Source organism: Paenibacillus sp. PCH8 (genome assembly GCF_002968835.1).
GTDB lineage: Bacteria > Bacillota > Bacilli > Paenibacillales > Paenibacillaceae > Paenibacillus.
On sequence record NZ_PKQK01000004.1, the window covers coordinates 20,324 to 34,934 of the forward strand.

Here is a 14,611-nt window from a genome sequence, read left to right on the forward strand (position 1 = left end):
GTAACTGGTGGAGCGGTGAGATACAGAAGCAGTTCTGTTCTCACCGCTTTTTGCATATGAGCCGATTCTTGAGCAGATATGGGGTCTATGAGTTATAATTCGGAAGGGAAGCCCATCCGCAGACAGGAGAAATCTGTGAAAGAGTTACCATTGGAACCTGCTTTACGATCGAGTGAACGACCGTTTCGAGCACTTTCTTCTGACGGTTGGCCGATAGATCGACTCGACGCTGGAGAGAGGAAAGAGAATACGGGAGGGGACTCTGCCTTTTCCCTGAAGCTCCAGATAATCCAGTCCCACGCCAACTAATCTGATATTGTTAAATGCGTTCCAGGAAGGGAACGTCGTGCGGATTCCCACTCGGATGCCTCGCCGTGTTCGTGGAATATCGAATACCCGAATGGAATTTAGACTAAGTGGGATGAATAACTGATGGTTTACTTTGATAAACTGCCTTGAATATACACGACGAATACGTCCCGGTTCCAACCCGGAGAGTGGAGTATTCAGTTCTGCAAGATGCCCCTGGAGTTCTTCCAGACGCTGCTGAAGTGTTTTTCCAGTATGGAGATGCTGCCAGCTCATAAGTATTCCTCCGTTCGCCATTTGTACGTAGTATATGAAGGGACGGGGTCGGAAGGTGTACATTTGACAGCCCATGTTCGTTGTGGGCAACGGAGTTTTATTTTATATCGTGGGAGTGATTCAAATGATCGTAGAAATGTACAAAGACCTCATTCGGGATGAGCGAGGCAACTATTATATGGCTGTACAGATGGAGGGCAATGAGCTTACGCTCGTTAATGCATTCGTTGAAGCGGCGTTCACACCTGGACTCATCTACAATGAAGAGTTTCGTGCCAAATATAAAGAGATGGAAGGCGGGTTTGTAGGCAAAATAGCGATGGATCTGCTTCGCCATGATGTGGTCATGGGGATGAAACAAATCGACCGAAAGCTGTTGGAGCTGTCGGAAGTGGAGCAACAGTTCGCGGTGAATTATATTGATACGATTGAATTTTATCGTCACCCGGCGTGGAAACGGAAGGTGTAAAAGGAAGCGAGCGTACTTTTTACAGATGGGGAAGAAAGGTTATTTACAAATTAGCAAGATCTGCCTTATACCGTCAACAGAATATAACCGAATGCAGAAAGCGCAAGTTCAGAGCCAGAATGCCTCTATAACTTGCGCTTTTTTCGTATGGGATTAGCGACAGATGTAGTTTCGGGTGGATGCACCTGGGTGCATCCGAGACTCTCAATCCTATTGCGAACTTGTGATTCTTAGAAACGAACCAGATGGTTGACGTTGACAGGTAAGCCCGTGGCGATGGCACGATTGGCCGCAATACCGGTCAGGATGGATCTTGCGCCGTCCACGTGGTTAGCCGCACGGTTGAACGGATCTTCTACAGGTTCTCCGAACAGATCATTCAGAAGAACCGGGTCACCTCCGCCATGGCCGCCGGCTTTCTCTTCCACATCAACCTCATATGGCGCATCAAACATCGGGAGAACGCGCAATGTTTTGCCGATCAATGCACCTTCCTTGCTTTTGTCACCCAATGAATTGACATAGGATTGTTCCACAATGTTCATTTCGATCCGGCCTTTGGTGCCATTAATGGCAATGCGATAACCTTCCCACGGCTGGTAGGCAACGAGAGAATATGTCAAAATGGCTTTGTTCCGGTACTTCACAAGAACGCCCATCGTATCCTCAATATTGATGCCATCTCCAAATACACTCTGATCCCGCTGATAACCATCTTCCGATTCGGCATCCAGATACATGGACTTGAGATGTGCATCCGAATCCAGGTGCAGAGCAAAAGGGTCTTCCTGAGCCATTGGATTGCCGGTTGCCCGATTATAGAATTGTGTTACACCGCGTTCTTCGGCATTCTCTCTGCCATAAAACATCAGATCTCCGAATGCGAATACGGTATCCGGTTGCGAGCCAATCCAGAAATTCACCAAGTCGAAATGATGGGTGGATTTGTGTACAAGCAGTCCACCGCTATTGCGCTTGTCCCGGTGCCAGCGACGGAAGTAGTCTGCACCGTGGCGGGTATTCAGCAGCCATTCGAAATGAACGGAAGTGACTTTCCCAATGGTATCATTGAGAATAAGTTCCCGTATTTTGGTGTGGTGCGGCGCATAACGGTAGTTAAAGGTGACTCTGACATTCTGCCCGGTCCGCTTGACGGCATCCAGAATCTCCTGGCATTTGTCCTCATCTATGGTCATGGGTTTCTCAGTTATAACGTCGCAGCCAAGCTCCATTGCACGAATGATGTACTTGTGATGGGTCCGATCAACGCTGGTAACGATGACATAGTCAGGCTTCTCATTCTCAATCATCTGATCAAACTGATCCGCAGGATAGGCAGGTACCTCTGGATACTTGTACTTTTCCTTCAAGAGTTGATTTGCATAAGTCATTCGGACTTGATTTATATCGCAAAAGCCCACAAGCTCGGATGTATCCCTGTAATTCTGGGTCAAGGCACCGTAAAAAAATTCAGCACGGCCACCGGTTCCAACTAATACATAACGTTTCTTGTTACTCATGTCTATCGCCTCCTTGAATATAGCTCTAGACTATAACAAGGGAGTACTTCTTTCGCCGCATTTTATGCGTAACCGCTTTCAAATGCCGCATATTTTGCTATAATTTATGGAAAGGAGAGAGACCGCGATATGACAGAGCCTTTTCATGCAGACTATCATGATCCCACGGATTTATTGCATATTGAATATGATCGTCGCATGGGATATTTCTCAATGACGGACGATCACTTGCATGATCATTATGAGTTGTACTACTTGTTGTCTGGCGAGCGTATCTACTTCATCAAGGACCGAACCTATCGGGTCAAGGCAGGTGATCTGGTATTTGTCGATCGGAATACGGTTCACAAGACATTGGAGAGCGGCATGCCCGACCATGAACGTATTGTGCTGTATATGAAACCTGAGCTTTTTGCCCTGATGGCTGTTTCAGCTGATCTGGTTGAAGGGTTGAAGGAGCCTTTCTGCTGGGAGATTCCTATTGTAAGGTTTCCTTCACAGATGACTGAGGTTATGGAGCGGATGGTTAGTGAGATGGTCGATGAGATGCTTCGTCCCCAAGCCGGAAGCGACTTGCTGCTGCGTCACCGGGTTGTTGAATTGTTGGTGTACGCCTATCGTAATCGGCACTTGAGCAGATTATCTTCCGATGATCGTGAGCCGGTTCTTCATCCCAAGACGCAGGTAGTTGTGCGTTACCTCAATGATAATTATCACCAAACACTCACGTTGCCTGAGGTGGCGGGTATGTTTCGCATTAGTCCGCATTATCTAAGTCGATTGTTTAAACAAACGACAGGGTTTACCTTCAGTGATTATCTGAACCTGCTGCGGATCAAGGAAGCACAGCGTCTGCTGCGGGAAAGTGAGGAATCCATTACGGATATCGCCTGGCTCGCGGGATTTAGTAATTTTTCTCATTTTGGTAAGATGTTCAAACGTACCGTTCAAGCGTCACCGAGAGACTATAGGCAGGTGTACAAGGAATCAGGTTCGGTGAAACCAATAAAAAAAGGGGAGACATACGATGATTGAAGCGAGATTGAATGAACTGGGGATCATTCTACCCACAGCCAGTGCGCCAGCAGCGAAATATGCGAATGCCGTTATTGTAAATGGAATGATGTACGTATCCGGGAAAGGGCCCGACACCTCCGAACGTGGTAAACTGGGGGCGGAATTCACAACCGGGCAGGGATATGATTTTGCACGTAACGCTGGACTTGAGGTGCTCGCTGTTGTTCGAGACGTGCTGGGTTCACTGGATCATGTGAAGAGAGTGGTTAAAGTGCAGGGCTTCATCAATGCATCCGCTTCGTTTCAGGAGCATCATAAAGTACTGAATGGATTCTCGGATCTGATGATGGAAGTATTCGGGAATCAGGGGGTACACGCCCGTTCCGTATTCGGTGCAGTATCGGTGAGGGACAATTTACCACTAATCATTGATTCCATATTTCAGGTGGAGGAATAGGTACGCATGACAGAGTTCAATCCAAGAACATCCCTTCATTGGAAGAATCTGAAGCGAATGTGCGAAAGGCACGCCTCCAATAGCTGGAGTGTACTGACATGATGCTCCATTTGCGTGACAGGCATACAGATGAGTTCGTAAGTAGCAGCAGCGGGCTGCATCGAATCGACTAAGGAGGGTTGGTGGAAATTGGAGTGAGTCTGGCGATCAATACTGGATCATCGACGAAATGACTGGGATTCGGGAATCTTGCGGGTGATGTAGCTCCAAGCTGGGTAATATTATTGAGCGACATGTCTGGACGTCGGATTAGATATAACAAGATATTACGAGGTGAAGAATTCATGCTGCACTCATTAGAGGCCATACATTCATACAAGTCAGGTAACACACTGGTGGCTGGGCAGCAATGGCTGCAACTGCTGGCAGCAGCGGAGAAGCCCCATATTAATCTCGAACGCATTCATTCCATCGCCGAACTTGAGGGCACCAATCCGGTGCTGGAATATGCCGAGCGTACACTGCAAGTGCTGGAGCAACTTCAGGTTTCTTTTTGGGTACGAGAAATTCTGGAGGAAGTATTAATGTGGTCAGAGACGGCGAAGGCCGGATCACGGGTACAGCGGCGAGTATGGCAAAAGCAGGGCGTTAATCTGTTTGTGCACAATGTGGGGTCTGCCCAGTTATATGATCTATACGCAGGGGCAGACCACCTGAATAACCATATTGGTAAGAGCAAGGAGACGAATATAAGTCAACCCGGATCTCCGAGCGGTGTACTAAGTAAGGGTACAGATATAAGCGAGCCTACTGCGCCGACTTCACACACACCAAGGCATGAGATTATTCGTACTTTAATTGCTACGCATGGACTTATCGGCCAATACATACGAGGAGAGATTCCATTTGCCGAGAATGCTCCGCTTCACGCCTTGATCGTTAAAGGATGGCTGTCTACAGATGAATTGCACACCATACTGATGGCGTTAAATGAGTGCATTATTACAGGCGTTGATTCAGCGCTATGGAAACAGGTTCAGGCTGAGGTGGAGCGAATTGTAGGCTGGATTATCGCCGGACCAGATCATGAAGATTGGAGCGTGAAAGAACGGTTATCCCGTTTGAGAAGCTCATCGATTCGACAAGGAGAAGCCATGGACGAGGCTTACGCCAAACTTCAAACGGAACTGGATGTGGAACCGATTCTGGCTCCGCTGGCTCATCGGACCTTATGGTATGTGGAGTCAGCCATGCAGGATTTCTCGTTGCAGGAGATGGTGAAAGTGTTCCTGTTGACGCTTAGTAGCGAAAGTATGAATCCAACATCTATGGAGAGTCAATCCGATATAGTCCGTCATATCAGCTTCGAACCTTTGATGAATACGATGTATTACGACTATAAAGGTGTCAAGAAGCTGAATATTTACAAAAAACGAATGATTGAAAAATATCTGGAACAGTATTCGTGGGAACAGTTAATTGGAGGAGAGCAGATCGTGTATCCTCATCTAACCCATCGCATTGAGCATCATGCGGATCTGCCGGATACCCTGTTCGTGACCTTTGAATTCTCCCCGGCGGCGGAGAAACTGATTGCATTCTGTATTGAAGCGGAGAAGTCACCGTTATATGACAAGGCTGTATTACTGTTATTCGATCTGTTCGGGCTACGCCGGGATGCCTATGATCGGTTTCACAATGAAGAGACGTATCTGTCCGATATGAATAGTTCCGGTGATTACAAAAAAGTGCTGCTAGACTACATCGTTGGTAAACGAGTACTGGATATTGGTCCGGGCGGAGGGATTCTGCTGGATCTGATTGAGCAGGAAAAACCGGAAGTGGAGCCAATCGGTATCGATATCTCAGCCAATGTCATTGAAGCGCTGGAACGTAAAAAACAGCGTGAGGGAAAACGCTGGCAAGTGAGGAAGGGGGATGCCCTGCAACTGGAGCAATATGTGCAGTCAGGCACAGTGGATACGGTTATTTTTTCATCGATACTACATGAGTTGTATTCCTATATTGAACTTGACGGTCGAAGATTCAATTCCGACACGGTTGTGGCAGCGCTGAGAAGTTCATTTCAGGTATTGTCCTCTGGAGGACGAATTCTAATACGGGATGGAATTATGAGCGAACCGGAAGGGCAGAAGCGGCGGATTCGTTTCCTGGAACCGGATGGAATGCACTGGCTGGAGCGGTATGCAGCGGATTTTCGGGGTCGTGCAATTGAATATGAGCGTATCTCGGACAACGAGGTCGTGATGCCAATTAACGATGCGATGGAATTTCTCTACACCTATACGTGGGGCGAAGAGGCATACGTACATGAGATTCAGGAACAATTCGGTATATTTACACCGACGGCTTATGAGAATTGCATTCGAGAAGCGCTGGGCGAACAAGCCGAGATTATCACTTTCGAACATTTCCTTCAGGAGGGGTATACAGAAGCACTCGGAGAACGAATTATTTTCATGAACGAAGATGGCGAGATTGCTCCTTTGCCAGACAGCACCTGCCTGATTGTCATTGAGAAGAAGAAAGGGTTGGCGGATGGATGATGAGCGAAGCCAGCACGGTATTGTATTTTGTAAGACACGCGGAGTCTCGATATGTTGAAGGACAGGAACGCGAGCGTGGGCTGACAGAGCAAGGTCATCAAGATGCTGGAACGGTTGCCAGTCTGCTCCAAGGGGAGCAGATTCGACTGTTCTATTCCAGCCCTTACAGGCGAGCGGTGATACGATTCAGATTCTGGCAGATCGCTCAGGTGGAAGCGTGGTAACCGAGGAAGATCTGCGTGAACGCCAGCTGTCGAGTACGGATGTGAAGCATGAGAATTTTCGCGGAGCCAAACAACGGTTGTACCGTGATTCTACGTATGCTTACCCTGGTGGAGAGTCTGGTGAACAGGCTTGCTCAAGAGCAATAGCGGTGATCGAGAGAATTCTGGATACACATGCGGGTCACAAGGTAGTTATTGGAACCCATGGAGATGTGATGACGCTCATTTTACAACACTATGATTCTTCCTACGGTTATGACTTCTGGGAGAATACTACGATGCCGGATATTTATAAGTTAGAGTTTGATGGAAGCACAAGTTGGTCCAGGTCACCCGATTGTGGGAGTAACAGAGTTGTATATGAGACAGGCATTAGCCAGGATGAGGAACTGGAGGGAGATCAATGAACAAAAAGGATGTGGAGAAGCTACTGAGGGATCTTAACGAGGGGCGGATACTGACCCAGCAGACATTCAAAGGGTTAGATGTGGAAGTTTACCTGGATGAGAGGGATACCTCTGAATTTGCTGACCAATAGATGCAAGCCTTTGAACGATGGGTTCAAGCTTCCGCTGTGGCTGAAGAAGAGGTGCTGCGCGCAGGCAGGGAACAGGCGTTCAAACAAACCTTAGCTCTCACTGGTGAACCTGAGTTAGCGGGATATGTGAGTGATGATATGGGTTTAATTGGCGCCGCACTGTTACAGGATGTGATGCAAGATTCCTTTGTGAATCAACTATTGGAGAGTTATCGTATAGGTCGGTTGCCCCTGCGATAAGCGAGGGAGGACGAACATGGTTGTTTTCGTTTGTATAAAAAAATAGCATCAAATGTACATTGTGAGTCGGCTGAAGCATGAGTTACAATTCACCTAGGCAATAAATGAGAATGATAATCATTATATGTAGAACATTCTCACGGTTACTCAACAGATCACATAGGGGTGAAGGGTATCATGGTAGGTTTTATTAAAGGTTTCAAAGGATGGGCGATTACATTACTGCTCATGGGTCTAGTGATTTCAGGATGTAGTACAAATACCGCTAAGAATGCGGAACAGACTCCTGCAACTGAAAGTGCAGCTTCTGGAGAAAATACTACTGAAACCGAGACAGAGCCTGCTACACGGGTTGTACAGGATGAATTTGGAGATGTGACGATTCCGGTTCAACCACAGCGGATTGCTGGAATATATGTAGAAGATTATCTGAAGGCGCTCGATATTACACCTGTAGTGCAGTGGTATCATCCTTTGTGGGGTGTACAGGATTATTTAGAACTGGATGTTCCGCAATTTGATACCACAGGCAGCATTGAAGCTTTGTTGGAATATGATCCGGATCTCATCATTGTAGATGGTGGGGTAGATATGGAGAAATATGAGATGTATTCTAAGGTGGCACCGACGTATCGCTTGCCTGAGAGCGTGTTGCAGGATTCGAATCAAATTTTGAAAACCATTGCCGATGTTGTGGGTAAACCGGAAAAGGGTGAAGAAGTTGCTGCGGCATTCGGAGCCAAGGTTGCAGATGCCAAGGCGAAGTTGCAGAAAGCAGTCGGGGAAGAGACAGTCGCAGTTGTCCGGTTGAATGTTAACGATGATACACTGGCGTTGTTCGGTGTGAAGAATCGATTTACCGGATTTATTTATTCGGAGCTTGGTCTAACACCTCATCCTCTGGTTAGCAAGATGGAAGAATATCAGGAAATCTTGTCTGAGGAGGCCATCCCGCAACTTGATGCGGATCATCTTATTATTTTCCCTTCCAATGGAGAATGGTCTTCCCCAGAGAATAAGGAAGCCTTAAAGGTACTTGATAGCAAATTGTGGAACTCCCTTCCGGCGGTTAAGAACAACCAGGTGTACATCATGGAAAGAGCACATTGGCAATCAGGTGCGATTACAGCGAATTCCATGAAAATTGATGATCTCTTGGAAAAAATGACTCCATAAGTATTATCCCATAAGAAAGTTCTTCAGCCAGGGTTGAAGAGCTTTCTTTTTTCGTATACACTGTTTTAAATGATAATAATTCTCAGTTAAGGAAGATGAACATGTGCCCCACGATAATACAACGGATTCCCAAACCCTGGCTATGCTCGCTTCAGCATATGGAATACGTAGATCATCATAAATCTCATATGGATAAACATTTGCTAAACAGAATGTCGACCGTCCACTATCTATTCGTTGTAACGTCTGGGAAGGGTTCAATGGTTTGCTCAGATCGGGAATCTCATCATTTGGAAAAAGGAATGATTATGTTTGTTCCGGCTGGAACATCCATTAAGATAGAAAGGTCCACTTGCACAGAAAATGAATTGCAGTACTATAAGCTTGATCTGATGGTAGCTGAGTTGAAAGAAGAGACTTCGAACGCTTTGCATACCAAAGACACTGCGGGGCAGCGTGAACTTCACAAATGTACAGATGCTTCGACAGTACGACCTCTTATTCAACTGAATTACAGTCCGTGGAGTTCCTGTCTGGAAGCCTTGGAACAAATGTTGCGTCAACAGATCACTAGCGATTGGATGGAGCAATGGGAGGTACAGCTTCGTTTCCAAGAGTGGTTCCGCGACTTGCTCTGCCAGAGTGATCCCGAAACAAAAGCACCAGATGAGCGTGCACGTCTTCAAAGTTCAATTCGTTATATTGGCGACCACTATGATCAGACGATAACCGTGGATGAGCTCGCGGCAGATATTGGTCTTACCAGAGCCAGCTACACTCGGCAGTTCAAAAGGATTACGGGCAAGCTGCCGCTTGATTATGTAAATGCGGTTCGACTGGAGCGCTCGAAACAACTATTGCAGCTGACGGATGATCGCATCCATGAAATTGCACAGCATGTGGGATTCAGCAGCGAGTATTATTTTGGTCGCCGTTTCAAGCAATACGCTGGTATTTCACCTGGATTGTACCGCCGTCATCACCGGCAAGAGGTTCGTGTCTTTGCTCCTTATCTGGAAGACTTTGTGTTGGCTCTTGGCGTAAAACCCGTATTACAATGTTCGCATCATTCCTGGGGCAGACAGCATTATCTGGGATTGGATGATGTGCCCGAATTCGATGTGAGCCAGCAGGATGCTCAATTTAATGTGGGCAATATACCTGACTTTATTATGCTGGACAAGGGATATGATCGATGGAATCTGGACCGCTTTGAACAGGTAGCACCTACGTTTTACGTAGATCATTTAGGAGAAGATTGGCGCTCCATTTTGAGATCGACCGCCGATGTGTTGGGGAAGGTGAATCGGGTTCAGGATGTAATCGGTGCATATGAGGACAAGGCAATAGAAGCCAAAGAACGATTAGCACGATATATACGTGGTCAAACGGTCGCTTTTTTGCGTATATCGGCATCGGATATTACTCTCTATGGGGATCAGCAGGGCTACGTGGGCCCTGTAATTTATCAGGATCTTGGATTGACTCCGCACTCCCGTGTGCAGCAATGGACAAGACACGAGCGGAGGATCTTCATTGGATTGGAGCAGTTAAGTCAGCTTGATGCGGATCACTTGTTGATTACATTTGACACTGGAAATTCAACCAAACCTGGAGATGAGCGCGAGTTGCTCGAAAGGGACGAATGGAAACGTCTGCCTGCGGTGAAGAGCGACAATGTGTATGAAGTGGATTTTATGAGCTGGATGAACTACGGTGTGATCTCTCATGGGAAGAAGATTGAGGATATATTGCGGTTTATGGCTTGAGGGGAAATATTATAATAATCCATTTTAATGTATGATATAGGAAAAATTGAATTGAAGAAAGGAATAACTTATGCGGAAAAAAATTGGGATATCACTTTTAGTAGTAGCTGTTATTGGAATGATTTCTGTTACAGAAATATCAACGACTACGGTTGCTGAATCGCATGAAATTTCGGGCGAGGATCTTCCTGCAAGCTTAAAATATGATTCTAACCATCCAGATGTAATTTATGTGAAGGATTGTGGGGTCTTCGAGAAAGTGGATTCTAGTTTAATAGATTTCGGTGAAGAAGAAGTTGTGGTCTATGATATACAAAAGGTAACATATAAAACGAATGTAATTGTTGCTTATGATGCAACTTACATCAAAAAAAGTGAATGGGAATAGCTAATTTCATTAGAATTACAATATGGGAGCACAAGGAGAGATTTATTCTTATTGGGCTTTTTCAATATCCAATAAAAAAATAAAATTTCAAGAATTTAGCTTAATTTTATAGATGAGCAAGTTTATGTTTAGACAGTTCTAGTAAATCATTATAAATTAGTTAATACGTGAAATTGATGAGGGGGATTCAAATGAACTTAAAATTTTTCAAGAATATTAGTTTAATTATTGGAGCAATTGTTTTGCTGTTTGTATTAATACCCAACCAAACTGTGAAAGCTGCAGTAGATTACAGTGGTGGATTACTTGATGGGAAGAGACTCTATTACAGTGGAGGATTTACTGGAGGGAATTTAATAGGTACAGAAGCTACTGACAATAATGAGGGTACATTTTTTTCTGTTGATAAGAGTACTCCGGGATCTACAGGAACTTTAGATCATCTCTATTATGATTTCGAATCCCCGCAGACTATTATATCTTATCGTTTGAAAGCAGATAGGAATACAAATATCATAATTGAATTGTTAGATAGTAAAGGACAGTACGTTAGAAATTTTACAGTTAGTACGACCGACGGTTCTTTAGTAACACTGCCTGAGATTGCATCGGGTGTAAGTAAAATTAGCCTAGTTAACACAAACGCCAGTGCACCGTTAAAAGTGTTTGAATTTAATGCATATACTTCTGAACCAGAGCAACCAACCACACCAGAACCAGAAGAACCTACAACTCCAGAACAACCTGAGCAACCATCCACCAACCGTGCCATCTTTGTTGTCACCATGACAACGGGCTTGGAGAAAGAATTCGACCTAAGTATGAAAGAAGTGAATGATTTCATCGACTGGTATGAAGCCAAGCAAGCTGGAAGCGGAAAAGCATCGTATGCGATCGATAAACACGACAACAACAAAGGGCCATTTAAGAGTCGGAAGGATTATATCCTGTTTGATCGGGTGCTGACTTTTGAAGTAAGTGAATACTGAAAAATGTGAAGTTCCTTCAGCTTAGCTGAAGGGGCTTTTTTTGTTCATTACGATAAATGAGCCAATACAACTACTCAAAAGGCTTGTTTCATCTCATTTTAGTGTAGCGTTTACACAAAAACAGAACAATGAGCACAAAATGCGAAAGCGGGTGTCCTTGACGGTACGATTGCGACATACCATTAGAGTGAAGGCTGATCTGTAACGCAGGAATTGAGGTCTTCAAGCATAGCCATGAATGGCGGATGGGAGAGCTGTAATGACAAAACGGGTAATTCTGTTGGAAGAAGGTACGGCAGAGATGAAAGGGCTAATGGGCAGTAAAGGGGCTGATCTTGCAGAGCTTATCCATGCAGGGTGGTCTGTCCCGGCCGGATTTGTAGTCACAACGGAATGCTGTCGCGAGTTCTGTACCCGTCTTGGACATCTTTCCGGTGAAGGAGAGGAAGAGATTGTTAACGCGATCCGGCATCTGGAACAGCAAACTGGGAAGTTCTTCGGACATTCGGAGAATCCGCTACTGCTCGCGGTATGTACAGATCAGGATCGAGCATCAGCAACGGCAACACAATCACTGCTAAATGTGGGTCTGAATGATGTTACTGTGGAAGGACTCGCACGTCAAACCGGTGATCGGTTGTATGCACTCCAATGTTACCTGGATTATTTAAAGGAATATGGTCAGCTGGTATATGGAATTCCGTCTGAATTTTTCACAGAAATATCGAGTCACGTCAAGGGTCTAGATGAAGCGGAACTTGAATTAACCATTACGGAATTTAAATATTTAATGGAAGCGAAGGGGCGTACCCCTTTTCCTCAGGATGTTCAACTTCAATTCAAAGAAGCAGTACGTGCGGTATATCTTTCACAGCGTGTTAAACCATCCAGATCTCAGGACGAGATCGTGCGAAAACCATATTACATTTCTTCGGAGCAAGGTGCTCCTGTTCTTATACAGACGATGATACATGGAACATGCGGAGACTCAAGTGGGATCGGAACAATATATACGCACAACCCACTTACAGGAGAAAGGGGAATCACTGGACAATACGTCCCAACCGGGAACACCAGCCAAGCAGATCACGGTCTGGAGCGTTTACGGAATGACGAACCTGAGCTATATGCACGATTGCTGGAGATAGGTAGTCAGTTGGAGACGCATAAGGGGAAGTGCAGGAAATCACCTTTGTGATTGATTCGGGCGCGTTGTATGTTGTGCAGACCCAGCCCGCCCGATTATCCTCAACAGCCACACTGAAGAGTACTGTGGATTTTGTGCATGAAGGACTCATCACCAAGGAAGACGCACTCCTCCGCATCGAGCCTCAGCATATCACGGAAGTGTTGAAGCATAACACAGATTCTAGCAGAGAAGCGAGAACTGGAAATCTTCCGATACAGATCCAGCCAGTAACTAATGATGAATCTCCAGCTTATAAGAACTCAGGTTCACCTTCTCCACCGGAGCTGCAACTACTGCTCGAATGGGCTGATGAATTGAAAGAGCTGACGGTACTTGCCAATGCTGATCGACCACAGGATGCCCTGACAGCAAGGTTGCTGGGGCTGAGGGAGTCGGTTTGTGCAGGACGGAGAACATGCTGTTGTCACCCGTGCGGTTACCCTTTGTACAAAAAATGATCCTAGCAGATAGTGAATCTGAGCGCAGGCGTGGGTTGGAGCGACTGTTGCCGATGCAGCAGTCTGATTTTGAACAGATCTTCGAAGCGATGGATGGGTATCCGGTAACCATTCGCTTGCTCGATTCACCGTTACATGCACTGTTACCGGATCTGGAAGTGCTGGAGAAAAGGCGCCAGTGGTTACAGGCAGAGGAGCAACAGGAACAAGGAGACGGTCAGATTGAACTGGAGGAACTGGAGCGCGTAATGCGCAGAGTCAGTGAATTGCACGAACACAATCCGACACTTTGGCAACAGGTTTGTCGCCTGAGTACAGTATTCCCGGAAATCATTGATATGCAGCTTGAAGCGATTTTCCGCGCAGCGGTGAAAGGCATCCGGCAAGGCTGGTGGGTACGTCCCGAGATTATGATCCCGCAGATCGGTCATGTGCATGAACTACAGGAGATGAGAGATCTGGTGGATCATGTGGCTGACCAAGTGCTGGGTGAGGAGAAGCGGCATTGTCACTATAGAGTGGGGGCGATGATCGAAGCTCCCAGAGCAGCGCTGACAGCCACTCACATTGCTCGTCAGGCAGACTTTTTCTCGTTTGGCGCGGATGAGCTGACAGAGATGACGTTTGGATATAGTCGCCAAGAAGCCGAGAAGCGATTCCTTCAACGCGATACGGACTCTCGTACGGTAACGAATAACCCATTTCAGGTGCTGGACATTGAGGGAGTCGGACAATTGGTGGAGATGGCGGTTATTCAGGGTCGAATTCGAAAACCTCATCTGAAGACAGGGATCTGTGGAGAGAATGTGGTTGATCTGGAGTCCATTGTGTTCTGCCACCGTATTGGTCTGGATTACGTAAGCTGCCTGCCTGAACAGATCCCTTATGCACGAATTGCGGCTGCACAAGCAGCCATTAAGGGCAGAGAGACGGCACGAACATGCAGAATGCAGATATATCCACAATTGCGTAACGTTCACCCTGTCCTACACGGAACTTCCATGGAATAGCAACCTGAAAACTGT

At 46.1% G+C, this 14,611-nt stretch carries 14 protein-coding genes and 2 pseudogenes; 14 read left to right on the forward strand and 2 right to left on the reverse strand.

Translation table 11 applies throughout. The features are described from left to right. Window positions 1–162 precede the first annotated feature (162 nt). Window positions 163–585 (reverse strand): hypothetical protein, encoded by a 423-nt coding sequence (locus tag C0Q44_RS21815; protein WP_105409352.1) that lies wholly within the window; start codon window positions 583–585, stop codon window positions 163–165. A gap of 109 nt (window positions 586–694) precedes the next feature. On the opposite strand from C0Q44_RS21815, the gene C0Q44_RS21820 reads away from it, so the two are divergent. After that, complete coding sequence (locus tag C0Q44_RS21820; RefSeq protein ID WP_181151123.1) at window positions 695–1,054, forward strand: hypothetical protein; 360 nt, start codon at window positions 695–697, stop codon at window positions 1,052–1,054. Window positions 1,055–1,284: 230 nt separating this feature from the next. Here C0Q44_RS21820 and C0Q44_RS21825 read toward each other — a convergent pair whose 3' ends face one another. Then, window positions 1,285–2,574 (reverse strand): Gfo/Idh/MocA family oxidoreductase, encoded by a 1,290-nt coding sequence (locus C0Q44_RS21825; protein WP_105409354.1) that lies wholly within the window; start codon window positions 2,572–2,574, stop codon window positions 1,285–1,287. 129 nt (window positions 2,575–2,703) lie between these two features. Here C0Q44_RS21825 and C0Q44_RS21830 point away from each other — a divergent pair, with 129 nt between their 5' ends. The 13 genes and pseudogenes from C0Q44_RS21830 to C0Q44_RS21885 all read left to right on the forward strand — a co-directional run bounded on the left by C0Q44_RS21830 (window position 2,704) and on the right by C0Q44_RS21885 (window position 14,596). Continuing rightward, the gene (locus tag C0Q44_RS21830; RefSeq protein WP_105409355.1) at window positions 2,704–3,609 is read left to right on the forward strand and encodes an AraC family transcriptional regulator; all 906 of its coding nucleotides are present in this window, start codon (window positions 2,704–2,706) and stop codon (window positions 3,607–3,609) included. After that, complete coding sequence (locus tag C0Q44_RS21835; RefSeq protein WP_105409356.1) at window positions 3,602–4,048, forward strand: RidA family protein; 447 nt, start codon at window positions 3,602–3,604, stop codon at window positions 4,046–4,048. Before C0Q44_RS21830 ends, C0Q44_RS21835 begins: the two co-directional genes overlap by 8 nt. Window positions 4,049–4,392: 344 nt before the next feature. Continuing rightward, complete coding sequence (locus tag C0Q44_RS21840; RefSeq protein ID WP_105409357.1) at window positions 4,393–6,615, forward strand: class I SAM-dependent methyltransferase; 2,223 nt, start codon at window positions 4,393–4,395, stop codon at window positions 6,613–6,615. Continuing rightward, window positions 6,615–7,246: pseudogene (locus C0Q44_RS21845) on the forward strand (histidine phosphatase family protein). Before C0Q44_RS21840 ends, C0Q44_RS21845 begins: the two are co-directional and overlap by 1 nt. Continuing rightward, complete coding sequence (locus C0Q44_RS31180) at window positions 7,243–7,377, forward strand: hypothetical protein (RefSeq protein ID WP_258166491.1); 135 nt, start codon at window positions 7,243–7,245, stop codon at window positions 7,375–7,377. Before C0Q44_RS21845 ends, C0Q44_RS31180 begins: the two are co-directional and overlap by 4 nt. Next, the gene (locus C0Q44_RS21850; RefSeq protein WP_105409358.1) at window positions 7,378–7,617 is read left to right on the forward strand and encodes a hypothetical protein; all 240 of its coding nucleotides are present in this window, start codon (window positions 7,378–7,380) and stop codon (window positions 7,615–7,617) included. Window positions 7,618–7,794: 177 nt separating this feature from the next. Then, window positions 7,795–8,793 (forward strand): ABC transporter substrate-binding protein, encoded by a 999-nt coding sequence (locus C0Q44_RS21855; RefSeq protein WP_105409359.1) that lies wholly within the window; start codon window positions 7,795–7,797, stop codon window positions 8,791–8,793. Between the two features lie 290 nt (window positions 8,794–9,083). Next, window positions 9,084–10,562 (forward strand): AraC family transcriptional regulator, encoded by a 1,479-nt coding sequence (locus C0Q44_RS21860; protein WP_181151124.1) that lies wholly within the window; start codon window positions 9,084–9,086, stop codon window positions 10,560–10,562. A 70-nt stretch (window positions 10,563–10,632) separates the two neighbouring features. Then, window positions 10,633–10,950, forward strand: a complete 318-nt coding sequence (locus C0Q44_RS21865; RefSeq protein ID WP_105409361.1) for a hypothetical protein — start codon at window positions 10,633–10,635, stop codon at window positions 10,948–10,950. 740 nt (window positions 10,951–11,690) lie between these two features. Continuing rightward, window positions 11,691–11,939, forward strand: a pseudogene (locus C0Q44_RS32040) (fibronectin type III domain-containing protein); the annotation flags it as partial. A 259-nt stretch (window positions 11,940–12,198) separates the two neighbouring features. Next, window positions 12,199–13,137, forward strand: coding sequence for a PEP/pyruvate-binding domain-containing protein (locus C0Q44_RS21875; RefSeq protein ID WP_105409362.1), 939 nt, complete (start codon window positions 12,199–12,201; stop codon window positions 13,135–13,137). Further along, window positions 13,116–13,586: a hypothetical protein gene (locus tag C0Q44_RS21880; RefSeq protein WP_181151125.1), complete on the forward strand. Its 471-nt coding sequence runs from the start codon at window positions 13,116–13,118 to the stop codon at window positions 13,584–13,586. Before C0Q44_RS21875 ends, C0Q44_RS21880 begins: the two co-directional genes overlap by 22 nt. Next, on the forward strand, window positions 13,544–14,596 hold the full coding sequence (locus C0Q44_RS21885) for a putative PEP-binding protein (protein WP_105409364.1): 1,053 nt from the start codon (window positions 13,544–13,546) through the stop codon (window positions 14,594–14,596). Before C0Q44_RS21880 ends, C0Q44_RS21885 begins: the two co-directional genes overlap by 43 nt. The last annotated feature ends 15 nt before the right edge of the window (window positions 14,597–14,611 follow it).

Excerpts from the sequence above, each read along its gene's own strand:
- C0Q44_RS21875 (WP_105409362.1), top strand. The coding sequence starts at position 12,199 with ATGACAAAACGGGTAATTCTGTTGGAAGAAGGTACGGCAGAGATGAAA.
- C0Q44_RS21885 (WP_105409364.1), top strand. The coding sequence starts at position 13,544 with ATGCTGTTGTCACCCGTGCGGTTACCCTTTGTACAAAAAATGATCCTA.
- C0Q44_RS21815 (WP_105409352.1), bottom strand. The coding sequence starts at position 585 with ATGAGCTGGCAGCATCTCCATACTGGAAAAACACTTCAGCAGCGTCTG.
- C0Q44_RS21855 (WP_105409359.1), top strand. The coding sequence starts at position 7,795 with ATGGTAGGTTTTATTAAAGGTTTCAAAGGATGGGCGATTACATTACTG.
- C0Q44_RS21825 (WP_105409354.1), bottom strand. The coding sequence starts at position 2,574 with ATGAGTAACAAGAAACGTTATGTATTAGTTGGAACCGGTGGCCGTGCT.
- C0Q44_RS21830 (WP_105409355.1), top strand. The coding sequence starts at position 2,704 with ATGACAGAGCCTTTTCATGCAGACTATCATGATCCCACGGATTTATTG.
- C0Q44_RS21835 (WP_105409356.1), top strand. The coding sequence starts at position 3,602 with ATGATTGAAGCGAGATTGAATGAACTGGGGATCATTCTACCCACAGCC.
- C0Q44_RS21840 (WP_105409357.1), top strand. The coding sequence starts at position 4,393 with ATGCTGCACTCATTAGAGGCCATACATTCATACAAGTCAGGTAACACA.
- C0Q44_RS21850 (WP_105409358.1), top strand. The coding sequence starts at position 7,378 with ATGCAAGCCTTTGAACGATGGGTTCAAGCTTCCGCTGTGGCTGAAGAA.
- C0Q44_RS21865 (WP_105409361.1), top strand. The coding sequence starts at position 10,633 with ATGCGGAAAAAAATTGGGATATCACTTTTAGTAGTAGCTGTTATTGGA.
- C0Q44_RS31180 (WP_258166491.1), top strand. The coding sequence starts at position 7,243 with ATGAACAAAAAGGATGTGGAGAAGCTACTGAGGGATCTTAACGAGGGG.